The organism is Cysteiniphilum sp. GTC20157, assembly GCF_055396795.1.
Map to the genome: position 1 here is coordinate 1116860 of NZ_AP044698.1, position 24207 is coordinate 1141066.

21 protein-coding genes, 1 tRNA gene and 1 pseudogene are annotated in these 24207 nt (G+C 39.1%); 12 read left to right on the forward strand and 11 right to left on the reverse strand.

Translation table 11 applies throughout. From position 1 onward, the window contains the following. The 3 genes and pseudogenes from ACZ5V8_RS05030 to ACZ5V8_RS05040 all read right to left on the reverse strand — a co-directional run. Nucleotides 1-2268 (reverse strand): mechanosensitive ion channel family protein, encoded by a 2268-nt coding sequence (locus ACZ5V8_RS05030; RefSeq protein ID WP_464218605.1) that lies wholly within the window; start codon nucleotides 2266-2268, stop codon nucleotides 1-3. 143 nt (nucleotides 2269-2411) lie between these two features. Continuing rightward, nucleotides 2412-3536, reverse strand: coding sequence for a CaiB/BaiF CoA transferase family protein (locus ACZ5V8_RS05035; RefSeq protein WP_464218607.1), 1125 nt, complete (start codon nucleotides 3534-3536; stop codon nucleotides 2412-2414). A gap of 128 nt (nucleotides 3537-3664) precedes the next feature. Continuing rightward, a pseudogene (locus ACZ5V8_RS05040) lies at nucleotides 3665-3763 on the reverse strand (archaetidylserine decarboxylase); the annotation flags it as partial. Between the two features lie 103 nt (nucleotides 3764-3866). On the opposite strand from ACZ5V8_RS05040, the gene proB reads away from it, so the two are divergent. After that, nucleotides 3867-4952, forward strand: coding sequence for a glutamate 5-kinase (gene proB, locus ACZ5V8_RS05045; RefSeq protein WP_464218608.1), 1086 nt, complete (start codon nucleotides 3867-3869; stop codon nucleotides 4950-4952). A gap of 26 nt (nucleotides 4953-4978) precedes the next feature. Then, nucleotides 4979-6235: a glutamate-5-semialdehyde dehydrogenase gene (locus ACZ5V8_RS05050; protein WP_464218609.1), complete on the forward strand. Its 1257-nt coding sequence runs from the start codon at nucleotides 4979-4981 to the stop codon at nucleotides 6233-6235. 102 nt (nucleotides 6236-6337) lie between these two features. On the opposite strand, the gene ACZ5V8_RS05055 is transcribed toward ACZ5V8_RS05050, so the two are convergent. Continuing rightward, on the reverse strand, nucleotides 6338-7732 hold the full coding sequence (locus ACZ5V8_RS05055; RefSeq protein ID WP_464218610.1) for a D-alanyl-D-alanine carboxypeptidase family protein: 1395 nt from the start codon (nucleotides 7730-7732) through the stop codon (nucleotides 6338-6340). A 282-nt stretch (nucleotides 7733-8014) separates the two neighbouring features. On the opposite strand from ACZ5V8_RS05055, the gene greA reads away from it, so the two are divergent. The 3 genes from greA to ACZ5V8_RS05070 are packed head-to-tail and all read left to right on the forward strand — an operon-like array spanning nucleotide 8015 to nucleotide 10248. Beyond that, nucleotides 8015-8494: a transcription elongation factor GreA gene (gene greA / locus ACZ5V8_RS05060; protein WP_464218611.1), complete on the forward strand. Its 480-nt coding sequence runs from the start codon at nucleotides 8015-8017 to the stop codon at nucleotides 8492-8494. Nucleotides 8495-8510: 16 nt separating this feature from the next. Next, nucleotides 8511-9404 (forward strand): DMT family transporter, encoded by an 894-nt coding sequence (locus tag ACZ5V8_RS05065; RefSeq protein WP_464218612.1) that lies wholly within the window; start codon nucleotides 8511-8513, stop codon nucleotides 9402-9404. Nucleotides 9405-9462: 58 nt separating this feature from the next. Continuing rightward, nucleotides 9463-10248: a helix-turn-helix transcriptional regulator gene (locus ACZ5V8_RS05070; protein ID WP_464218613.1), complete on the forward strand. Its 786-nt coding sequence runs from the start codon at nucleotides 9463-9465 to the stop codon at nucleotides 10246-10248. Between the two features lie 148 nt (nucleotides 10249-10396). Here ACZ5V8_RS05070 and ACZ5V8_RS05075 read toward each other — a convergent pair whose 3' ends face one another. The 4 genes from ACZ5V8_RS05075 to ACZ5V8_RS05090 all read right to left on the reverse strand — a co-directional run bounded on the left by ACZ5V8_RS05075 (nucleotide 10397) and on the right by ACZ5V8_RS05090 (nucleotide 13699). Then, complete coding sequence (locus ACZ5V8_RS05075) at nucleotides 10397-11281, reverse strand: polyprenyl synthetase family protein (RefSeq protein WP_464218614.1); 885 nt, start codon at nucleotides 11279-11281, stop codon at nucleotides 10397-10399. Further along, a complete protein-coding gene (gene waaA / locus ACZ5V8_RS05080) occupies nucleotides 11275-12549 on the reverse strand; it encodes a lipid IV(A) 3-deoxy-D-manno-octulosonic acid transferase (protein ID WP_464218615.1) in 1275 nt (424 codons plus the stop codon). The genes ACZ5V8_RS05075 and waaA overlap by 7 nt, the downstream gene beginning before the upstream one ends. Further along, the gene (rfaD, locus tag ACZ5V8_RS05085; RefSeq protein WP_464218616.1) at nucleotides 12546-13529 is read right to left on the reverse strand and encodes an ADP-glyceromanno-heptose 6-epimerase; all 984 of its coding nucleotides are present in this window, start codon (nucleotides 13527-13529) and stop codon (nucleotides 12546-12548) included. Before rfaD ends, waaA begins: the two co-directional genes overlap by 4 nt. Nucleotides 13530-13624: 95 nt before the next feature. Beyond that, a tRNA-Arg gene (locus tag ACZ5V8_RS05090) sits at nucleotides 13625-13699 on the reverse strand. Between the two features lie 426 nt (nucleotides 13700-14125). Here ACZ5V8_RS05090 and putP point away from each other — a divergent pair. Further along, complete coding sequence (putP, locus tag ACZ5V8_RS05095) at nucleotides 14126-15586, forward strand: sodium/proline symporter PutP (RefSeq protein ID WP_464218617.1); 1461 nt, start codon at nucleotides 14126-14128, stop codon at nucleotides 15584-15586. A 244-nt stretch (nucleotides 15587-15830) separates the two neighbouring features. On the opposite strand, the gene ACZ5V8_RS05100 is transcribed toward putP, so the two are convergent. Further along, nucleotides 15831-16601: a 7-carboxy-7-deazaguanine synthase QueE gene (locus ACZ5V8_RS05100; RefSeq protein WP_464218618.1), complete on the reverse strand. Its 771-nt coding sequence runs from the start codon at nucleotides 16599-16601 to the stop codon at nucleotides 15831-15833. Then, nucleotides 16591-17067, reverse strand: a complete 477-nt coding sequence (locus ACZ5V8_RS05105; RefSeq protein WP_464218619.1) for a 6-pyruvoyl trahydropterin synthase family protein — start codon at nucleotides 17065-17067, stop codon at nucleotides 16591-16593. Before ACZ5V8_RS05105 ends, ACZ5V8_RS05100 begins: the two co-directional genes overlap by 11 nt. Before the next feature lie 96 nt (nucleotides 17068-17163). Here ACZ5V8_RS05105 and ACZ5V8_RS05110 point away from each other — a divergent pair, with 96 nt between their 5' ends. The 6 genes from ACZ5V8_RS05110 (at nucleotide 17164) to ACZ5V8_RS05135 (ending at nucleotide 23512) form a co-directional block, all read left to right on the forward strand. Further along, nucleotides 17164-18003 (forward strand): 7-cyano-7-deazaguanine synthase, encoded by an 840-nt coding sequence (locus ACZ5V8_RS05110; RefSeq protein ID WP_464218620.1) that lies wholly within the window; start codon nucleotides 17164-17166, stop codon nucleotides 18001-18003. A 657-nt stretch (nucleotides 18004-18660) separates the two neighbouring features. After that, nucleotides 18661-19482, forward strand: coding sequence for a DUF2797 domain-containing protein (locus tag ACZ5V8_RS05115; protein ID WP_464218621.1), 822 nt, complete (start codon nucleotides 18661-18663; stop codon nucleotides 19480-19482). A 36-nt stretch (nucleotides 19483-19518) separates the two neighbouring features. Then, nucleotides 19519-20406, forward strand: coding sequence for a TIGR01777 family oxidoreductase (locus ACZ5V8_RS05120; protein WP_464218622.1), 888 nt, complete (start codon nucleotides 19519-19521; stop codon nucleotides 20404-20406). 71 nt (nucleotides 20407-20477) lie between these two features. Beyond that, complete coding sequence (locus ACZ5V8_RS05125; RefSeq protein ID WP_464218623.1) at nucleotides 20478-21125, forward strand: DUF47 domain-containing protein; 648 nt, start codon at nucleotides 20478-20480, stop codon at nucleotides 21123-21125. A 2-nt stretch (nucleotides 21126-21127) separates the two neighbouring features. After that, a complete protein-coding gene (locus tag ACZ5V8_RS05130) occupies nucleotides 21128-22141 on the forward strand; it encodes an inorganic phosphate transporter (protein WP_440617487.1) in 1014 nt (337 codons plus the stop codon). Nucleotides 22142-22159: 18 nt separating this feature from the next. Further along, on the forward strand, nucleotides 22160-23512 hold the full coding sequence (locus ACZ5V8_RS05135; protein WP_464218624.1) for an MFS transporter: 1353 nt from the start codon (nucleotides 22160-22162) through the stop codon (nucleotides 23510-23512). Nucleotides 23513-23740: 228 nt separating this feature from the next. Here the strand turns inward: ACZ5V8_RS05135 and ACZ5V8_RS05140 are convergent, their stop codons facing one another. Then, nucleotides 23741-24106 carry a methylated-DNA--[protein]-cysteine S-methyltransferase gene (locus ACZ5V8_RS05140; protein WP_464218625.1) on the reverse strand — a complete coding sequence of 122 codons (366 nt, stop codon included), beginning with the start codon at nucleotides 24104-24106 and terminating at the stop codon, nucleotides 23741-23743. Nucleotides 24107-24207: the final 101 nt, after the last annotated feature.

Here is a 24207-nt window from a genome sequence, read left to right on the forward strand (position 1 = left end):
TTAATGCATCAAAGTATTTTTTAGTTGGATATCCAACTGAGGAAAAGGAATATCGATATTATGGGTTTTAAATGCGGCAAAAATTTCATGTCGCAAACTATCTTCAGCCTTGCTTTGCTCTAGTTTATTGACAAAGGCTTTAAGTACAAAAATAAGAGCCGAATCACCAAAGTCATTAAATTTAACCGATGGCTTAGGGTCATCAAAGACGTAGACGTTATTTTCAGCGACCTGTAGCAGGATATTTTTGACTTGTGCAGGATCGCTGTTATAGCCAACGCCAATGCTTATGCTAGCGCGACTTAAAGGATTGATGGTTTCATTGCTCAATTTATTATTAATCAGTAGGCTGTTGGGGATGACTAAGGTGTTTTTATCAAATGTTTCGATAATGGTCGTGCGAATATTAATGTGCTTGACAAACCCCAGGTCATTGCCGCAGTGTACCATATCCCCCACTTTAATAGGGCGTTCAATCAGTAGAATAAACCCTGAGAAAAAGTTTTTAATCACATCTTGTAAGGCAAAGCCAATACCGATGGATAGACCGCTAATAATAAAGGTTAGCGCATGTGTGCTCACCCCCATTGCATAGATCAAAATGACGATTGCAAAAATAAATACCAGATAATTAATGCATTTATCAAGCGCGTATTTTGTGCCCGCTTCAATCGTTAAATAATGGATAATCAGGCGCTGAATCATAAGCTTGATAATCAATAAAGCCGCATAGCAAGTAATAAAAATAGTCAGAGAGTTTACAATGTGCATGACTGTAAAGATTTGATTATCACTAATTGGAAAAGGTGTGGTAAAAAGATAAACAAGCATGGCGTTTAATTCATTGGCTTCAACACCCCACAATAAGGTAATAAGAAGTATAGCAGACATAGAGCTGATAATAGTACCTATGAGCTTTAACCAGTGATAGACAACGATGGCATGCGCCTTGGTGTGCTTTTTGCGTGGGGTGATATGCTGAAGCTTAAGGGCGCTTAGAGGGGTTAGTAAAAAAGCAATTAAGCGTGTTAGTTGATGCGCAATATATAACACCCATAAGGTTTGCAGTAATTTATAAAAACCGATGGATGCCAGATTGCCAAAGCCTATTAACACCATAATCACGTATAAGCCATAAAGTACAATAAGAAGATGCAATACGAACAAACCATAACGGCTTGAATGAAAATGATGTGTTCTAGCGTAAAGAAGATATAACTTCAGCAGTAGGATAAGCTGAATAATGCCAAGGATAAGCATACAGAGGACGCGTGCATAGGCATAATCAATTAAGAAGGGCTCGATATTAAATCCAAAAGCAATGGGATTGATGTGTTCTATGAAAATAATCATTGAGCTGACAAATGCTAAAGGGCGAACATATCGGTGACTTTGTTTATTTTGAGATCGGTTAAGGTGCAGTAAGCTCTTGATTGCAGTGCTAAATAACACATAAAAAATCAGACTTAGCACAAAAGCATTAACCATGAGATTAATAATATTTAATGGATCTTGATCAATAAAAATGGCGCAATAAATGAGATAAAGCAAACATGCAGGAAAAATGCTGCGACTGAGTAAATAACTGATTTCGTTAAAGTAAACAGAAAATACGCGCAAATAAATATATCGATAGACATAATGGCGTAGATAAAGACTTAGTCTAGCTTGTAAATGTCGACGGTATGTTATATTGATCAGCAGTAATAACAACAATAAGACAGCGGATAGAATTTGCTTGCTCGTTGGCAAAAAAAGTGGATGTTTTTCAAAGTTTGTATGAGTGAAATAAGCCTTGAGCTCTTTAAATGATGTCATAAATGAATGGGGTGAGATGAGAAATGGTGTGGGACGCAGCTCTTTAATATCATCAATTAAGCGTTCGTGATCTGAGAGCTTCAAAAGAAGATGATTGGTGGATTTTATAATGGCTTGCGCTTCTTGTTCTGCCTGTTTGAGTTTGTTGATGCCGTCGTGGACGCGTTTAAATAATGCTATGCCATTACTTAAATCATGAATAGAGCCAGGTTGACTGGTTTCTTCAAAATAAGTGAGTTCATGGCTTATTTTATGCCTTTCACTGACGAGTTGTATTTGGTATTGATGAAATTTCTCAAGAACGAAGTCTAGTTGTTTAGCAAAAAATGCATATTGTCTTTGGCTAATATCCGGTTGATAAATTCTAATGTGGATATCTTGTAAAAGCGTTTGTGTGATATGTAAATCAGTATTAAAACTTGTAAGTAAAGTATCATAGTGTGCTGCCATAATGGTTTGATGCTCTCTGCTTTGGGCTTGCGCAGATGACAAGTGCGAAAAACAAACAAATATCAGTACAAAAGAGAAGCAAAAAGAAAGTATACGCCAAAGGCGGAAGGATAGTGTATTAGTTAGCAGCATGATGAAAGCGATTATTTAAATTCTTTTTTAATTTTAGCACCGTCAGCATCTACTTTAGGCGCCTCCTTTCTTGTGCCGGTTTCTATATTCGTTGAGAATTTTAATGGACATCCTGGTAGCTGATATTTTCCAGCTTTGACAATCATATCACGTTCTTTAACAACTTTAAGATCAAGTGCTTGATTAACATTATTAATTGGTCCTGCGGGGACACCTGCCTTGACGAATTTATCATACCAGTTAGCAACAGTGTCATTACCTAATGATTTTTCAAAGGTAGCTTTAATCAGGTCATTATGTGCTAAACGATCTTTATTGGTTTTGCATTTGGGGTCATTTTTCAGTTGCTCAAGCCCCATGACATCACAAGCACTAGCAAACAGCTTATCGGTTGCCGCGCAAATTACAATATCATCATCTTTACATTTGAATGTGCTAAAAGGGGAGATATTGGGGTGTTTGTTACCAATCCGGCTTGGGATTTTATGCAACATTTTATCAGAGACAACATCACTTTCTAAAAATGACAACATCGCATCAAACATGGCAATATCGATTTGGCACCCTTTGCCTGTTTTCTCACGTTGATAAAGCGCTGTGGCAATGGCAGAAAAACAATACACACCTGCGAGCATATCAGAAACTGAAGGACCTGCTTTAATTGGAGGTCCATCTGGCTCACCTGTCACACTCATAAAGCCACTCATTGCTTGAATCAGCTCATCATAGGCAGGCAGCTGTGACATTGAGCCAGACTGACCAAAACCTGAGATGGAGGCAAAAATCACTTTTGGGTTGAGCTTGCAAAGGGAATTGTAATCTAATCCAAGCTTTGCCATGGTGCCAGGGCGGAAATTCTCAACAACAACATCGGCTTGTTTGATAATATTTTTAACAAGTGCTAAATCGTTGGGGTCTTTAAGATTAACGCCAATACTTTCCTTACCTCGATTAACTGTTTCAAAATACATTGAAATACCATCAATAAAGGGACCAAATTGGCGTGAGTCTTCACCGACTTCTGGGCGTTCAATCTTGATTACTCGTGCGCCTAGATCACATAATAGCATGGTACAAAATGGTCCTGATAGTACATGGGTAAAATCAGCGATTAATAATCCGTCAAATGGTTTCATCACAAACTCCTTGTATTTGGTTTTGACAAGTTTGAGTATAGATAAAAAATTTTGATTTGCAGGTATTTGTTACTGTAAATAAATGCTAAATCTTTTTAGATATGATTAGCAATCGCCTGACCCATGCTAATTTTGCTGTAATAGTTCGGAGCAACTAATTGATGCCAAACGGTTTCAATCCCTGCAACGAACATTGCGCCAACAAAAATGACGGCAAATTGGTTTAGGTAAAATCTCTAAGCCGTGGCAGAATAATAAGCATTCTTTTAACATAAATATTGCCTAAGTAAGAATACCTTAGCAACTTAAGAGCGCAAGAGCTTATTATCTATGAACCTAAGTGATTATAAACGCATTGTGATTAAAATCGGATCATCGCTGTTAGTTGATGATCAGTATGAAATTAAAATAAAGTGGCTTGAAAGTTTGATTGCTGATATTCAGGTGCTCTATAAACAAGACATTGAGATAATTATTGTGTCATCGGGTGCCGTGGCATTGGGTCGCAAGGTGCTTAACTGCATGGGGCGTAAGTGTACCTTAGCAGAAAAACAAGCAGCATCTGCCATTGGGCAAATTAAGCTCTCACAAGTTTATCAATCACAGTTTATAGCCTTTGGCATCAACAGTGCGCAGGTGTTGTTGAGTATTGACGATATTGAAACCCGTCAACGCTATGTCAATGCGCAAAACACCTTGGAAACGCTGCTTAAATTTCGCGTGATTCCAATTATTAATGAGAATGATACGGTGGCAACGACTGAGATTAGCTATGGTGATAATGATCGTTTAGCGGCACGTGTTGCGCAAACCGTTAATGCTGATTTGTTGATTTTATTTTCAGATATCGATGGGTTATATACTGCCAATCCGAATATAAATAAAACCGCGCAATTCATCACTGAAGTTGATTTGATTAGTGATGAGATTAAGGCAATGGCGGGAGAGAGTCATACTAAGATTAGCTCAGGTGGCATGATTACTAAAATTCTAGCTGCTGAGATTGCAGTTAATAATGGTTGTAATATGCTAATTTGTAATGGCAAGGCACTCAAGCCATTAACAAGCTTGCAAAAAGATAGACGTTTTACGCTGTTTAAGGCAAAAAAGATTGGTCAAAGTGCCAAAAAGCGCTGGCTAGCAAATCACGTTAAACATAGCGGTAGTCTTATCATTAATGAGGGGGCAATACGTGCACTGCGTTTAGGCAAGAGTTTGTTAAGTGTGGGTGTGATGGAATGTGTGGGTAATTTTAAAGTCGATGATGTGGTTACGATAAAAGATGAACAAGGCAATACGATGGCAGTTGGTGTAGCAATGTTGCATGCTGAAATATTAAAGCAGGTACTATTAGATAAAAGCTATACGTCAGAGACAAAAGTAATTGTTCACCGCAATAATATGGTGCTGGTTTGAGAGTGAATTTTAGATGGTAGCAAGAAATGAATAAATATCATGCGATAGAAACATTATGTAAACAAGCCAAACAGGCAACATACCATTTGGCATCAAGCACTAATGATATGCGTAATCAGGCATTGTTATTAATCGCCGATGAGATCGTGAATAATGCCGATAATATTCTAAAAGGTAATGACAAGGATATTGAAAATGCAACGGCAAAAGGCTTAAGTAAAGCCATGCTTGATCGCTTATTGTTAACACATGAGCGTATTGTCGCAATGAGTAATGGTTTACGTGAGATTGCCGAACAACCCGATCCTCTTAACTGTATATTGTCACATATCCAAAGACCAACAGGGCTTGATATCAAAGCAGTTAGTGTGCCACTGGGTGTCATTGCAGTCATTTATGAATCACGTCCGAATGTCACGATTGATGCAACTGGTTTGTGTTTAAAATCGGGCAATGCAGCAATTTTAAGAGGCGGCAGTGAGAGTTTTTACTCAAATCAAGCGATTATGCGCGCAATACAGATGGGATTGGCAAAGTCAGAGATTACCAGTGATGCGGTGCAAATGCTGCCAACGCAAGATAGAGAAGCGATCGAGTATTTGGTTTCTCAAGATCAATATCTTGATGTGGTTGTGCCGCGTGGCGGGCGTGCGCTCATTGAGTATTTAACAAAACACAGTAAAGTACCGTTGTTTAAACATTTAGATGGTATCTGTCACACTTATGTCCATCATGCGGTAGATTTGAGCAAAGTAGTTAATGTGTGTGTCAATGCCAAGATGCGCCGCCCTGGGATTTGTGGTGCGACAGAGACGATTTTATTGGATCGACAACTTCCAACAACACATATTGAAGCACTATTAGCTGCACTTAATAAAGCAGGTTGCGCGCTGCGTCTTGATCAGGATTTATGGCAGCAGTTCTCGCAATATGAAGAAGCAGTAGAAGCGGATTGGTCAACAGAGTATTTAGATAGTATTGTGTCAATCAAGTATGTTGATGATGTTACTGCAGCGACTATGCATATTAATCATTACGGCTCACATCACACCGATGCGATTTTAACGGAAGATCAAACAGCTGCGCAATTTTTCATGCAGAATGTCGATAGTGCCGTCGTGATGCACAATACTTCAACACAGTTCTCAGATGGTGGAGAATTTGGCATGGGCGCTGAGATTGGAATCTCAACAGGCAAGCTCCACGCCCGGGGACCTGTTGGCATCAAACAATTAACCACTTTTAAATATCAGGTGATGAGTAATGGCAGTGTGCGTGTTTAAAGGATAGAAAGGGAGGCTAAGACTAAATATTTGCACAAGTGCTTATCGTACCCTAGGCGTAAGTCGAAGCGATGCACTGAGCATCAGTCGAAGTGGGTAAGCTTAAGCAAACCACAAGGCAACAGTGCCTTTGATACGTTGCCATAATGAACCGGTTGCATCATCTTTTAGCGCAACGACTGGGAATGTCTCAATGGTTTTGCCTTTGTAGACCATGTCAACAGAACCTGCTTCAGTGCCAGCTGTCACAGGTGCAACAAGCCCTTTAGGATTTTTGTGTAGCACAAACTGAATATCCTTGGCATCGATATAACTTGGGAAGCTGATCGCTAGGGGCTTTTGTACGCCAATATCCACCGTATCACTTTCACCTTTGTAAATGCGGATATTACCTAAGGCGTAGTTTGCTGGATAAAAGGTTTTAGTCTGGAAATTAGAAAAACCATATTCTAGTAACGTTTGGCTATCACGCGCACTTTGCAAAAGACTGGTTGATCCGATAACAATTGCAATTAAGCGGTCGTGATCTGGCTTAACGGCAGAAGAAACAAGTGAGTAACCCGCCGAATCAGTTGAGCCTGTTTTGATGCCATCAGCATAAGGATAAATATCCAATAATTTGTTGTAATTGCGGGTAACAAAGCCATTCATGCTGACACTCGGCATCTTGTAGTAGTGATAGTTTTGCGGATAGTCGTAAATAATGTGTTGCGCAAGAACAGATAAATCACGTGCTGTAGTGTACAAATTAGGTGCTGGCAAACCCATAACATCACTAAAATGCGTGTTAGTCATACCTAACTTTTTCGCGGTAAAGTTCATAATGTTGACAAAACCTTCTTGCGTACCGGCCAGTGTCACCGCTAAGGTGACTGCAGCATCATTACCTGAGGCGACAATGGTTCCTTCCAGTAGGTCTTGAATCGTCACTTCTTGACCTGCTTTTAAGTGCATGCTTGAGCCTGCGGTATGCCAAGCAATAGCAGGGACTTTTACTTTTTGATCAAGCTTAATACTGCCAGCTGCTAGCTTTTGCTCAACGATATAAAGCAACATCATTTTAGTTAACGAGGCAGGCGCAATGCGCATGTTGGCATTTTTTTCAGCCAGTACATTGCCTGTTTTAGCATCTATGAGCATATAGCTTTTAACGTTTAGCATCGGTGGCGTGACTACTTGATTATGCCAAACTTTAGTTGCCGGTGTAATCTTTGGTAATACTAAGTTTGCAGGTGCTTTTGGCACTTGCACTTCTAGGGGTACATTGGCACTTGACGATACTGCGCCATACGCATTAAGTGGTACACCCATATAATTAACTGAAGTCGCACCATAAGTATCGGGTTCATTTTGTGTTGTGGCTTGTGCTACTTGTGTCGTTTTTGTTTTTTCTGCTGTTGCTGCCTTTGTTACTGTATCTTGCGCAAAAGTAAATTGAGTACCTAATAAAGCGATAGAAGACGCTGTAATTAAAGAGATTTTTTTAATCGTAAACATGTTATTACCTGTTATGTTGATGTTTAAACTTATATGACATTTCAATGCAGTTATTATACTGATCTGAAAAGTCTTTTAAACATAAATACGGCGAAACTTCTATTGCAATAGAAATCTGAAATTGCAAACAAAGTACGCTTCGGTATAATGCACCTCAGTGTGTGAAAAGTTTTTAATGATGCCTAGCATGTCGCATGCTGGGCGTTTTTTATTATTTAAATTTAAAATAAAGGTCAAAAAGACCAAAAAGACCAAAAAATCTAAAAACATTAAGGATAAAAAATGGCAGTACGAATTCCAATGACTGTTGCCGGTGAAGCGGCGTTAAAAGCAGAGTTACAAGATCTAAAAAGTGTTCAGCGTCCCAAAGTGATTGCGGCAATCTCTGAAGCGCGCGAGCATGGAGATTTAAAAGAAAATGCCGAGTATCATGCAGCCCGTGAGCAACAGAGCTTTATTGAGGGTCGTATTCAAGAGCTTGAAGCAAAGTTGGGTAATGCGCAAGTAATTGATGTTGCGAGTATGAGCAATAGTGGCAAGGTAATTTTCGGGGCAACGGTGACCTTGTTAAATGTCGACACCGATGAAGAGATAACTTATCAAATCGTCGGCGAGGATGAGGCAGATATCAAGCGCAATAAGATCTCATTAAGCTCACCACTAGCACGTGGACTCATTGGCAAAGAAGAGGGTGATGAAGCGAGTATCGCAACTCCTTCTGGTGTGGTTGATTATGAAATCGTGACGGTAGAATATCGATAAGGTGTAATCGTTAATAATGAATTATATCTTACTTTTATTTATCGGTATTATCTGGGGTAGTCAGTTTGTTTTAATTGACTTCTCTTTAGTCAGTTACACGCCTGAACAGCTTGCTTTATTAAGAACATTTTATGCCGCAGTTTTTTTGATTGTCTTTTGTTTGGTTGCTAAAAGAAAGCGCTATAAAAGAGACTTTAAAACATGGTTTAAAGTCGCAGCAATTGGCGTGCTTGAAGTGGTGATTCCATTTACTTTAGTCATATGGGGACAACAATCTGTCTCAGGGAGCATGGCATCGATCTTAATGGGCACCATCCCATTTTTTACAATTATCCTAGTTCTCTTGACAGGTGTTGAGCGGGCGACAAGCGCTAAATTTATGGGTATGTTTATTGGCTTTATTGGCTTACTGATTTTGTTTGCACCTGATTTGATAAGCACAGGTCTATCAAGCGCGTTATTACCGCAATTAGCGATTATGCTTGGGGCGTTATCATTTGCAGGTGCATTAATCATTATCAGAAGCCTACCCAATGAAGATGCCTTTTTGCTATCACGTGATGCATTTATTATCGGTACAATCACTATGCTTGGCATAAACCTTGGTAATGGCTCGTTGCAAGGTATGCACTTTGCTTTATATCCCTTTATCGCCTCAATTATATTAGGTGTATTTTGTTCGGGGTTGGTTTATGTGCTTTATGTGAGCTTAATTAAACGTGCGGGTGCTGGGTTTTGCTCTTTATCGAATTATCTAGTGCCATTGTTTGGCAGTTTGTTGGGTGTGATTATTATGGGCGATCATATTAGTATCAATATGGTATTTGCTTGCTTATTGATTTTATTATCTATTGCTGTTGAGCCAATATTAAGCCTGTTTAAGCGACAAAGTCGCGTAAAAGCAAGCTGACATTAGTTTCCAATGCGCTATACTTAATTTCACTGCCACTGAAAATGAATTTCAGTTTATGAAAAAACATGCCATTTCGTCATTGTTGAAGATACAAGAATTAGATCTTAAAGCCATGCTTTATGATAGTATGAGTAATGCATCGATTATCACGCAAATTTTAGATATTATTCGTGAGGATACGATAAGCACCTTAACGTGGGTGCGGCGTTTTGAGACAAATCAATATGCGATGATTACAAGCTTTACTAAAGGGTTGATTAAGCCCTATCTTGAGCTTGGTTTATGGCGTTATGACCCATCGATTATTCCTAAGCAGACCAATGTGTTTAAAGTGTTTACCTATGATGAGTTAATCAGTGATCAGATGAAGCATAAGCTTATCACTCAAGATGTGCACAATATGGTGCTGTATATTGTGAAATGTTATCACCAGTATACGGATCATTTTTCCTTTGATATCAATGCCGATTACTTTAATCAGCTAACATTTGAAGATAAAACTAAGCTTTATCAGTGCCTAACAGATTGTATTGATCTATTGATGAGTGTGGTGCGATTTCATACATTGATCGAGATTAAAGACTTTAATGATAGTGCGGTTATGCCTGAGATTGTGCGCTTGCCTGATGATTTACAGCAGCGCTTGAAACTGACAGATTTAAATGTCGAGTATCTGCGCTTTATCGCCACCGGTGCCACCGCTAAAGAGATTGCAATGCATGCTGGGCGTTCCTATCGATCGGTACAGGGGAGTATTGCGAGTTTGTGTGAGAAGCTTAATTGTCAGAATAAGAATCAACTGATTAGTTTAGCGCGGATTATTACGAGCTATATAGAGTAAAGGATGCTGACTGAGCGTAAGTGGAAGTCGTGGCATAACACAATCAATGAGGAATAAATTGGGTTTCAATTATCCCCTCACCCGCGCAGCTTAAGCTGCACGACCTCTCCCTCAAGGGGCGAGGTAATAGGTGGTGTTTAATAGATAACTAATGCGTGCGTCTAATAATATATTCAGCCAATTGGACTAATGATGTCGTATCGTGTCCTTTGACTTGTTGCAAATGCGTCATTGATTGTGCAAATAACTCATCCAATAATTGTTGTGTCTTTTCAATACCTAACAAAGAAGGATAGGTTGATTTGTTGAGTTTAATATCACTCGTGTTATTCTTGCCTAAAGTCGCCGTGTCCGAAGTCACTTCAAGCAAATCGTCTTTGACTTGAAAGGCTAAGCCAATGTGTTGGCTAAATGCAATAAGGTGTTTTTCAATTGTTTCATCCGTGTAATAAGGTGAAACAATAAAGGGTAATACAATGGCAGCAGTTAATAGCTTACCGGTTTTTAAGCGATGTATTGTTTCAATGCTTTCAATATCTTGTATTTGACCCTCAGCATCAATATCTAACTGTTGTCCATCCACCATACCTTGGCTGCCTGCGTGTGTTGCTAACAGGTGAAGCGCTTTTTGTAATTGCGTAATATTGATATTTTTGAGCTCACTCAAAGCCTGAAATGCGAGTGTCTGCAACGCATCACCTGCTAAAATGGCAGTGGCTTCATCAAATTGAATATGGCATGTCGGTTTACCACGACGCAAATCATCATCATCCATTGCCGGTAGGTCATCATGAATCAATGAGTAGGCGTGAATTGCCTCTAGGGCTAAAGCAATATACTTGATGTTGTCAGGATTACAATTAAAACAGGTGCCACTTAGCAAGCTTAATATGGCACGAATACGCTTGCCACCATTAAGAAAGCTATATGCCATTGCTTTTTTCAGACGTGAGCTTTGAATGGATTGTTCTAAGAAATAGTCCTTGGCAAAGTCTTCAAAGTCATCTTTTATTTGTGTGAATTTACTTAGCATAAAAAACCTTTAATGATTGAGAGCTGTTTGTTAAGTGCGCCTTTGTTTTGTTGGAAAACCGTTAATGCCGCATTGCCTTGAGATGTTGCTAATTGCAGGTCGTTAAAAAGTGTCTGTAATTGCTTAGCTAATTCATCCCTGTTGTTGACTAAGGTTACAGCTTGCTTGGCTTGTAGCTTTTCGGCAACTAAAGCGAAATTAAAAACCGATGGACCAGATAAAATAGGTTTAGCAAGAGCTGCGGGCTCGAGCATATTATGCCCACCATTATTGACAAAACTACCACCAACAAAAGCAATATCACTTGCTGCATATAACAGCATCAGCTCGCCCATGGTGTCTCCAAGGTAGACATCATTATTACGGTCATATTGATCTTGACTTCTGCGACTGTAGCTAAACTTGTGTGCTTTAATTAATTCAGCGACTTGATCAAAGCGCTCAGGATGCCTTGGCACTAAAATCAATAGCACATCAGGTGTTGTTTGTAATAACTTGCGATGCGTTTCAAGAATAATCTCATCTTCACCTTGATGCGTACTTGCAGCAATCCAGATATGCTGCTTTGCAAAACGTTGACGTAACCTTTGGGCATTTTCAAGAAGATTATCAGCAATCGGAAAGTCATATTTGATATTGCCATCAACAGTTATTTTATCTTTGGGCATGCCAAGCGCTATAAAACGCATTGCATCATCATCAGATTGCGCGCTGATATGACTGATTTGTTTGAGCATGTGACGCATAATAAAGCCAATCTTGGCGTAACCTGTGGCTGATTTTTGTGATAAACGTGCATTGATCAAAATACTTGGAATATGGTGTTTTTCGCACTCTGCAAGTAAGTTAGGCCAAATCTCTGTCTCCATGATAATGCAGAGTTTAGGATTAGTGCGTTTAATAAAGCGCCTTAACAAACAAGGGATATCATAGGGGATATAGCTGTGTTTGATATTGCTAAAGTCTTTATAAAGCTTTTGCACTTGATTGCTACCTGTTGGCGTCATGGTCGTGACCACAAAGGTTTGATGTGGGTAGCTTAAGGCGAGTTTTTTCACTAAAGGTGCAATGGCAATACTCTCACCCATGGAAACAGAGTGAATCCAAATACTTTCATTTACCTTAAAGCGTGTAAAGCCAAAGCGCTCATGCACTCTTTGGCGATAGCCTTTATTTTTGCGACTACGAATTAATTTTTTAATAGTGATAAATGGTAAGCCTAAACAAAATAATAGGCTGTAAATAAAACGAATGAGTGTGTAGATCATATCTTATGTTTTTCAAGCCATTGTAAGTAATCAGTCACCCCTGTTGTAACATCCCTAAAGCTCACATCACAGCCTACCTCACGCAATTTGTCTAAATTAGCTTCTGTGTAGCTTTGATAATGTCCTTTGAGATGCTCTGGAAACTCGATATATTCGATATGACCTTCTTTGTAAAAATCAATGACAGCATGAGCGATGTTATTAAAAGGTTCAGCTTTACCTGTGCCACAGTTAAAGATCCCAGAGACTTGTGGATGATCTAAAAACCATAGATTAACCTTGGCAGCATCTTCAACATAAATGAAATCACGCATTTGCTGCCCTGCTGCAAAACCGTCATAGGCATCAAACAGTTTAACTTTTTTATGTGTTTTAAACTGATTGTAATGGTGAAAGGCAACACTTGCCATCGAGCCTTTGTGCATTTCGTGTGGCCCATAAACATTGAAGTATTTTAAGCCAACAATTTGGCTTTGCGCATGCGGCAAAAACTTGCGAACGTATTGGTCAAATAAAAACTTAGAGTACCCATAAACATTCACGGGTTTTTCATATTGACGCTCTTCAATAAAAGTCGTGTTATTGCCGTAAGTGGCTGCACTTGAGGCATAAATAAATGGAATTTTGTGGCGCATCGCGAAATGCAAAAGGATCTTACTGTATTCGTAATTATTATCCATTACATATTGACCATTCCACTCGGTCGTCGCCGAGCAAGCCCCTTGATGGATGATTGCAGTAATATCATTAGGATTAAGTTTCAAGCCAGCGTTTGGTGTGTGATAAGCTAAATCAGACTCAATCGCTTGCAAAAAAGGTGTTTGATCACAATAATCTGCAATTTCATAATCAACCAAATTGACAAATTTATGCCCGTCTTTGAGGTTGTCAACAACGAGAATATCTTCATGCCCACGTAGGTTAAGCTGCTTGATAATATTCGCACCAATGAATCCGGCGCCACCTGTAACAATAATCATTGATTTGCTCCATGTGTTAAAACGACGGCAATTCTAACAAAAAAAACGCAAGTTGGCTGTAATTTCTGTGATTAAATCAGGGGTGCTTGTTAGCATGGTGTCCCGAGCAGGAATCGAACCTGCATCTAGCCCTTAGGAGGGGCTTATTCTATCCGTTGAACTATCAGGACGTAAAAGTAAGGTGATAATGCCTGAAAAGGTAAGCATATTCAAGTACATGCCACCCACAAATTATTCTGCTATTAATTTTCTTGAGGCAAGCTTGTCTTGGTATTTGCAATTTGTAAAACTTTTGAGTATCCTCGCTCTGGTTTATGTAGATAAATCTCAGAAATGTAAGTAGATAAGTTGAAAATACAATTTATTGCATAGAAAACTTTAACTTTTTTGGAGGGAATTATGGGATCTTTTGGTTCGTGGGTAGTTATGTTTGTGCCGTTGGTTGTAATTGTTGGTTTGTCTTTGGCAAATTATATTAAAAATAAACCTTAGACAGTAGAGTAAAAGAACATTAAAACAAGGGGTAGAAGTAAGGAATTCATACTTCTAGGTTATTTGGTCGATATATTGTTTAAGTAATTAAAAAGGGGTAGGGGATGACAGTTCTAGTTATTGTATTTGTGTTGTATATCAGCATTATTTTAGGGTTAGGTATTTGTTCATATTTTTACACAAAAAATCTGCATGATTATATGTTAGGTGGACGCTCATTAAGCGGACCAATTGCCGCTCTAGGTGCTGGCGCTTCAGATATGAGCTCATGGCTTTTACTTGCGTTACCCGGAGCGGTGATGCTCAATGGTTTAAACCAGATTTGGTTACCACTTGGCCTATCTTTGGGTGCTTACTTAAACTGGCAGTTTGTCGCTAAGCGTTTGCGTGTTTACACTGAAGTTGCCAATGATTCAATTACGATTCCATCGTATTTTGAAAATCGCTTTATGGAAAAAAGTGGGCTGTTGCGTCTGCTCAGTGCGCTAGTGATTTTAATCTTTTTTACTTTTTATACCGCATCAGCATTTGTTGCCGGTGGCTTGTTATTTGGCTCAACCTTTAAAATTGATTACACCACAGGACTATATATCACTGCATTGATTATTTTGGTTTACACCTGTGTGGGTGGTTTTTTAGCAATCTCATGGATTGATTTTTTCCAAGGTGCTTTGATGTTTATTGCCTTAATTATCGTGCCAGTTACTGTTTGGGTGCATGTTGGCAGTTTATCTGAAGCGTTGCATACAGTCTCTCAGCAGTCTCCTGTGTATTTAAATGCATTTAAAGGCACAAGTATTATTGGTATATTATCACTCTTTGCTTGGGGGTTAGGTTATTTTGGTCAGCCGCATATTTTGGTACGCTTTATGGCAACTAAAAGTGCCAAAACCATTCCGCAAGCACAATTTATCTGTATGACGTGGATGTGTGTGGCGCTCATTGGTGCGGTATTTACTGGGCTGTTTGGTATTGCATATTACGCACCACATACGCTTAAAAACCCAGAAACGGTTTTTATTGTGTTAGCAGAAACATTATTTAATCCATGGGTGGCAGGCGTGTTATTAGCGGCAGTTTTATCAGCAACGATGAGTACCGCTTCAGCGCAGCTTCTGGCGTCGTCAAGTGCGGTGGTTGAAGACTTTTATCACAAATTTATTCGACCAAATGCCAAAGCCAATGAAATGCTCATCATTAGTCGTATCATTGTAACCGTGATTGCGGTTGTTGCGGTGCTATTGGCACTTGATCCGAAGAGCTCGATTTTAAACCTTGTTGGTTATGCTTGGGCTGGACTGGGAGCATCATTTGGTCCAATTATTGTGCTATCACTTTTCTGGAAACGTATGAATTTAACAGGTGCTTTTTGTGGTATCGTTGTTGGTGCATTAACCGTCATTATTTGGCCTTATTTGAAGACTTTGGGTGGTGTTTTTGAGTTGTATGAATTGCTTCCTGGCTTTATCTTTGCCTGTATTGCGATCTATTTAGGAAGTATCTTAAGTAAAGCGCCAAGTGATGCCATTTATCAACGTCACCAACAAATGCTTGATCATTTATAAGTATCTAAGCAATGGTTTAAGGGGAATCATGGATTAATGGCATTACCTTAAGAAGTAGCCTTTAAATATAGGCTTTGCAACGAACTTAAATCTACCATCCCTGACAAAATGGATTGCCACGCATCCATGCTCGCAATGACATCCTATGACTTGTCATCCTGAGCCAGGATGGCGTGAGGATCCAGTGCGAAGCTGCCATGGATGGTTAGTGATCCTCTTATAAGCTCAACGGGTTGAGGGGTAATTAAACACCAATTTTGTCATCAAAGGCAATAATATGATCGCGACCGGTGAAGTTAAAACCGTGCATAAGGGCTAGATTAATAATTTTGGGATATGCTTTAACCATTTCTTGGCGAGTGCTTCCCGCGGGCATTAAATAAACCTTATGCTTTGGGATATTAAGTGCCTTAATCAAATACTTTATTTCTGCTAGATTCTCATCACTGCCATCGCAAACAGGCTTTAACTGGTAATCATGGTGATAATCAATCATCTGACGCATTGCAGTCAAATTTAAGCGATATTTATTATGTTGATCAATTAGCTTTTGATCAACAGTAGTGCCTTTAGGTGTTTTTATACCAAGCTTTGGAATACTGTTAGTAAACTTAGGCGATAAGCTCAGAAGATTAATCGGATAATCGGTTTTTATAAAATGGGATCCTTCGGTTTCTAGTGTTACAAATAGCTTATACTCATGTGACAGATGCATAATTTCATTAATCAGTTTCGGATGCATGGTTGGCGCACCTCCGGTGAGCATAATTTCTTTGATGTCAGGATGGGCTTTGATCATGTCGATAATATCGTTAAAACAAAATTTGCCTTTATCCGCGTGAATGCTTGAGTACCATGTATCACACCAACCACCATGTTCACCAAAATGGCAACGATGTGTACAACCCGTGGTGCGAATTGCAAATGAGGGGTGTCCACGACGTGATCCCTCACCTTGCAAACAAGGATAAAGTTCAATAACAGGCAGTGTTTTATGATAATCATTAATGCGCATAATCAATCTCAACGGCGCCGAGGTTTTTGTTATTTTCCATGACATCGACACGAAATAAGGTTACGCGATTATTGCTATGCTTCTGCACTAAAGGGTTTAAGGTGTTTAATACAAACTCGGCAATGCCCTCACAACTAAAATACGGCAAGGTTCGTAACTGCAATAAACCTTGTTGCTCGAGTGCTTTAAATGTTCCAAGGGCAGGATCTTTTTGTGACAGAACAACGGTGTGATCAAACATATAATGAAACCATTCTTTAGCGGTCATGCCGTCAATGGTGTGATTTTTGTCTTTAAGCCAGCCAAAGTCCCAGACCCAGTTATGCTGATCGAGTGATTTGGCAGCAAAATGTAAGCGAAAGGAAATGGCATAACCATGCAAAAAGCGGCAGTGTGAGTGCTCAGCATTCCACTGGCGAAAGCAAGTGGAAAAGCCATCAAGATATTTTTCAACTCGATAAATCATTATGGTATGATACTTTGAATTTTTTCAGCACTATACCATTTACCAATGGTTTTATAAACTTTTGCGTTGAAATTAGGGAATGATTTGGAGAATAGAATGAATGACGAAATAAAAAAGAATACACAAAATAAATATGCAGTATTGTCGCTTTCAGGCGGTATGGATTCATCTTCATTGATGTTGCGTTTACTTGCTGATGGTTATGAAGTAACAGCGATTTCGTTTGATTATGGTCAAAAACATAAAGTAGAGCTAGAAAAAGCGATGAGTCTTACTGATTACTTAAAGCAGCAAGGGCTCAAGGTTAAACATCATGTTATTAGCATAGATGGTTTATCGCAATTATTACATTCAGCACTTATCAGTGGTGGCGAGGATGTACCAACTGGACATTATCACGAGCGTAATATGCGTCTAACCGTTGTACCTAATCGCAATAAGATATTTAGCTCAATCATTCAAGCGGCAGCACTATCGATTGCTGAGGCGCAAAATACCGATGTGATTATTGCGATGGGTGTTCATGGTGGAGATCATGCAACCTATCCTGATTGCCGACAGTTATTTCGAGATAAAGATTATGATGCCTTTATCGCAGGGAATTGGGATGCTGAGAAAGTGACGTATTATTTGCCTTATATTAATAGCAGCAAGACTGATGTGTTACGCGATGGCATGTGTGCTTGTGAGTCATTGGGATTAAAGTATGAAGAGGTCTATGCAATGACATTCACCTCTTATATTCCCGTGGAGCATGATAATACGATTTATAGTGATTATAAATCAGCTTCATCCATTGGGCGTATTGAAGCATTCTTAAATCTAGGATTAAAAGATCCAGCGGTTTATGCTGATGAATTAGGTCCTGTTAATTGGCAAACAGTGAAAACGCATGTCGAAAAAACGCTTACTGAATTTAAAAAGCAAGAAGTTTAAATAATCCACCGTACCCTGAGCGAAGTCGAAGGGTGTATGCCTTTTGTGTTTTGCAATGGCTTCGACGATGCTCAGCCAACGGTGGATAGTGCGAGTAATGGATATAGCTATCGTGCTTTAGTAATGATATATAATTAAGCTATCAACCGCTAGTACCTCTCCCCTTGCGGGAGAGGTCGTGCAGCTTAAGCTGCACGGGTGAGGGGTAGTTAAGTCTTAATTTATACTTCTTTATTACTCAGGCGAAGTCGAAGGGTGCATGCCTTTTGTGTTTTGCAATGGCTTTGACAAACGCTCAGCCAACGGTGGATAGTGCGAGTAATGGGTATAGCTATCGTGCTTTAGTAATGATATATAATTAAGCTATCAACCGCTAGTACCTCTCCCCTTGCGGGAGAGGTCGTGCAGCTTAAGCTGCACGGGTGAGGGGGAGTTAAGGCTTAATTTATACTTCTTTATTACTCAGGCGAAGTCGAAGGGTGTATGCCTTTTGTGTTTTGCAATGGCTTCGACGATGCTCAGTCAACGCTAAGGTGGCTTCGACTGACGCTCAGCCAACGGTGGATAGTGCAAGTGATGGATAAGTTGCTTGAGTAAAATATAAAAAACAAAAAAACAAAAAAAACAAAAAAACAAAAAAAACAAAAAGAGTATTGAATGGCTGAATATACTTTGCATCTGCGAAAAATGAAAACCTCACTTGATGGTGATAATAATGCGTGCTATCAATTGCAGGATATCAACATGAATGATTTACTGGGTAAAACAATTAAACTAACGTTTTTAAATGAGATAAATTGTGTTGCCTGTGGTCGCTTGACCAAAAAAAGCTTTAGTCAGGGCTATTGTTTCCCTTGCATGCGTAGCTTACCTGAGTGCGATACTTGTATTATCAAGCCAGAGTTATGTCACTTTCATGAAGGGACATGCCGTGATAGCAGCTGGGGAAGTGAGCACTGCATTAAGCCACATTTTATCTATCTGGCAAACACTGCCAAGGCAAAGGTCGGTATCACGCGTCAGAAGAATACGCCTTCACGTTGGATTGATCAAGGTGCGGTACAAGCTTTACCGATTATTAAGGTCAGTGAACGTTTGTTATCGGGGCTGATTGAAACAAAACTTACGAAACACTTAGCGGATAAAACCAATTGGCAGGCGATGCTAAAGGGGCCGCCTGATGCGATTGATTTACTGTCAATAAAAAACGAAGTGCTTTTAGCAGAGCAGGATTTTATTGAATCACTTAAGGCAAAATATGGCACGCAAGCGATTGAGTTGATGAATAATGAAGTCATTGATATTCATTATCCTGTGCTTTCATATCCGCAGAAAGTTAGTTCACATAACCTTGATAAGAGCCCACTCGTTGAAGGTACGTTATTGGGCATCAAAGGGCAATATATTATCTTGGATACAGGGGTAATGAATATGTGTAAGTTTGCTGGCTATAAATGCCGTTTAATAGCGAATGCGTAACTTAGGTAAATAACAACAATTAGCAAGGAGCGTGTTATGCTAAAGATATTAATAGCTGGTGGTTCTGGGTTTATTGGTCAAAACCTTGTCCGTCATCTTAAGCAAAAAGGTTATTGGGTGTCATTGTTAAGTCGTCAAATGCAAATAATTGATGGCTTTGATGAGTGCATTACGTGGCAGGACATCACGATGGCAAAAGTGGCACAGTTCGATGTGGTTATTAACTTATGTGGATTTGGTATTGGTGAAAAACGTTGGTCAAGCGCGGTTAAAGAGAAAATTGTTAATAGTCGTATTGAACCAACAGAACGTCTGATTAAACTGATTGGTGACTATGATGTATGGTTGATTAATGCCAGTGCCATTGGTTTTTATCCTTTCTCTATGAAAGAACAAGATGAAACATATAATGTGCAAAGAACAAAAGAAAATAGCGGTTTTTGTCAATATATTGTCAATCAATGGGAAGCAGTTGTGCAGCGTGCGCGCTTGCGTCGCAAAACCATTGTGCGCTTTGGAGTAGTGCTTGGTAAGGGTGGTATGCTAAACAAGCTTTTGCCAACGGCTAAAAAGGGGTTAGGTGCAATGATTGGCAATGGTCAACAAATGATGTCATGGGTGCATATGGATGACCTGTGTCAAGCGCTTGTTTTTATAATTCAAAATAACGTAACAGATGGCGAATATAATATCACTTCAGGCAATGTTTGTAGCCAGAAAGTATTTATAAAAGCTTTAGCCAAAGTGCTTAACAAACCATGTTATTTGATTTTGCCGCAATGGTTGGTGAGATTAATGTTTGGGCAAATGGGTAAAGAGCTGTTATTATCATCGCATAATATTGCGTCGAAACGTTTGCAAGAAAAAGGGCTTGTATTTCAGTATTCGCATATTGAGACGGCGTTGGTAGATTTATTAAAATAAAGTTTAAGGTTGTGTTTTACGTCAATACGATTATCATGGCGATACCTGAAAGGTTTTAAGAAAATGCGCTTATGTTGCGAAAAATTATCAAGTCGTTGATTCCGTCACGCGGGGAAGTTTTTTTTGATCTATTTGTTGAGGCTGCACAAAATGTGCATTTCTCAGCATCGCTCTTAGTAGATATCGTTAATGAAGAAAATGCTTATAAAGCCACTGAGCTAATGGCCAAGTTGCGTCAGCAACGTCAAAATGCGGTAGATATTAATAAAAAAATTATTGTTGAGTTAAATGAGCAATTCATCACACCGATTGATCGTGGCGATATTTTTCATTTATCTGGCATTATGTTGAAACTGACTAAACGCATTATTAAGATCAACAAAAAAATGCAAATCTATGCGATTGATAGTAAGGTTGATGATTGTTTAATACGCAGTGCTGTGACGTTGCAGGAAATCACAAAATCATTGTGTGATTTATTGGTTGCCTTTAAAGACAAGGATGGTGACAAGTTAAAACTTGCCTCACAACGCGCAACAGAGCTTGATGAGAACGTGGTTGAGGATTTAGGTGATGCGATTGATCAGATTAAAAAGGCTGATTATGACACATTGACAACGATTAAATTAAAGGAAGTATTCAAGGCAGTAGAGTCAGCGGTTGATACCAGTGCCACTTTATGTGATTCGGTGATGCGTATTTACGTCAAGGAAATCTAACGATGATAGTTCTTATTAGTATTATCATCATTGCACTTTTTTTTGAATTTATTAATGGCTTTCATGATGTTGCCAATGTTGTGGCAACACCGATTGCTTCAAAGTCATTATCGCCATATCAGGCGATTATTATTGCTGCAATCTTTAACTTTGTTGGTGCCTTTATTGGGACGGCAGTAGCAACAACGATCAGTAAAGGTTTGGTTGATGCCAATGTGATTACGCATTTAGTGTTAATAGCGGCGCTATTTGCTGCCATTGGCTGGAATCTGTTTACTTGGTATTTTGGTATTCCATCTAGCTCATCACACGCCCTTATTGGGTCGCTTGTTGGTGCCGCCATAGCTGCCAGTAATGTGCATACCATTCATTATGGGATTTTGGTTGGTAAAATCATTGTGCCGATGGTGCTATCACCAATATTAGCATTCTTCTTGGCACTTATCTTGGTTGTGATTGTATTTAGAATTCTAAGTAAGCGTAAAACACCACGCAAATCAAATGCACGTATTCGTGAGATGCAAGTGATCTCTAGTAGCCTATTAGCATTAAGCCATGGTTCAAACGATGCACAGAAAACCATGTCGATTATCACTCTGGCATTGTTTAGTTTTGGTATGGTTTCAACCGTTTCGCATATTCCTGTATGGGTGATTTGTTTGTGTGCATTAACCATGGCTCTTGGCACTTTATCTGGCGGTATGCGTATTATTAAGACATTGACAACACGCGTTGCTAAGATTGGTCCAGCTAATGGTTTTGCCGCTGAGATGAGCTCTGGTCTATTGATTCTTGGGGCTTCACATTTAGGATTACCAGTTAGTACCACGCAAGCCGCTTCAGGCTCAATTATGGGGGCGGGCTATCCTGAAAGTGGTGGAGTGAATTGGCGTGTGGTGCGGACGATGGCGACGGCTTGGCTATTAACCTTACCATGCTGCATTGTCATGAGCTTTATTGCTTATAAATTACTCTTTGTGCTTTTTGGAGACTTGGGGATATCCGTTAATATTTAGTCATATCGAGGTTTAACTATGTTGTTAAAATCAGAAAAGAAATCGACGTTAAGTATTGCTAGTATTTATGCTTTTAGAATGCTGGGTCTTTTTATTATTTTGCCTATATTTAGTCTTTATGCTGATAAAATCATTGATGCGACACCGACATTAATTGGTGTGGCATTGGGTATTTATGGCTTAACGCAAGCGTTATTACAGATCGTTTTGGGTGTGTTATCCGATAAGTATGGGCGAAAGCCAGTTATATTGTTTGGTCTTGTGATATTTATTATTGGTAGCATTGTTGCTGCGATGTCGCATACGATCTATGGTATTATCATTGGTCGCGCTTTGCAAGGAGCCGGTGCGATAGGTAGTACCCTTACAGCGTTAGTTGCTGATACGACCAAGGAAGAGAATCGTATGAAAGCGATGTCAGTCATTGGCATGACGATTGGTTTATCATTTATTGGGGCGATGGTGTTAGGTCCCATTTTAAATACATGGATTGGTTTATCAGGTATTTTTTGGCTGACAGCTATTTTGGGTGCTATTGGTATTGTTATTCTAGTTTATGGTGTGCCTACACCGACTAAAGTTATTTTTCATAAAGGATCTGAAACGACACCTAGTCAAATCAAGAGTGTATTGAAAAAGCCTGAATTATTGCGTTTAAACTATGGTATCTTTAGCTTGCATGCGATGCTAACGGCATTGTTTCTCGCTATTCCGGTTATTTTAATTGACTATATTGGCGTGAGTGTTGATAAACAGTGGATTATTTATTTACCCGTGCTATTTATTTCATTCTTGCTTATGGTGCCATTTATCATTATTGCTGAGACTAAAAATTTGATGAAGCCCGTTTTTGTTGGCGCAATCATCATTCTTACGGCGATGCAGTTTTTATTATATGAGTTCGATCATCATGTCATTGTGATGAGTCTTTTATTGGTATTATATTTTGCAAGCTTTACCTTACTTGAAGCGGCTTTGCCATCGCTTATTTCAAAAATGGCACCAATTAGCAGCAAAGGTACCGCAATGGGGGTTTACTCTAGTGCGCAGTTCTTTGGGATCTTTTTTGGTGGTGTAGTAGGTGGCTTAATAATGCATCACTTTGGTATACAAGGTATTTTTATTTTTAATGGTCTGTTAGGTGTGTTGTGGATTGTCATTGCAGCAACGATGCAAAAGCCAAAACAATTAAGCTCTAAACTATATAGTATCAATAAAACTCAGTCTATTGATGCTAAGGCATTGCAACAAAGCATTGTTAATTTACCAGGCGTTGAAGAGGCAATGGTCTGTTTAGAAGAGGGTGCAGCCTATCTTAAGGTTGACAAAAAAATATTTGATGAAGCAGCGTTAAAACCTAAAATTTGTTAATGACTGAAATTTAGACGTTGTTATCGCCTAAAACTTACAAGAGCTTAGATGCTTTCTGAGCTCTTGAGTAATTATCCGACACAGTCTAAAAAGGGGAACGATATTGATCAATTGATACAATTTCTCAATACCTATTTTTAAACTGTGTCGATCTGCCCCTCGCCCCAAGCAGAGTCGTATATTGGAATATTCAAAGATTGTAGTTGATACCAGTTGATAAAAATATCCCTAAAAAGTAGGGATCTTTTTGCATGGACTACTCCCTTCCAGCTTAAGTAATTGGCGCTTGCAGGCAATACCGCCAGCATATCCACCAATTTGACCACCTGATTTAATAACTCTATGACAAGGTATGATAATAACAATAGGATTTTTAGCGTTAACTGAGCCTATTGCGCGAGCTGCCTTTGGACTGCTGGCATTGTTGGCTAAATCTTGATAACTTACTGTTTCTCCAAAAGGAATGTTCTGCAACATTTGCCATATATTTTTTTGAAATGGCGTTCCTATCAGTTGCAATGGTAAATCGGTAATATTTTTGCGAGGCATAATATGTATTAAAATGACTATAGATACTTTAAATGCTTTAACCATAACGGTAAACTTAGGAACTTTCTTTAGTATCCATTTTTGCTTTGCAGCCGATCTCCCATAAAATATTTATATATTATCCCCTATGACACGATATCCCCTCA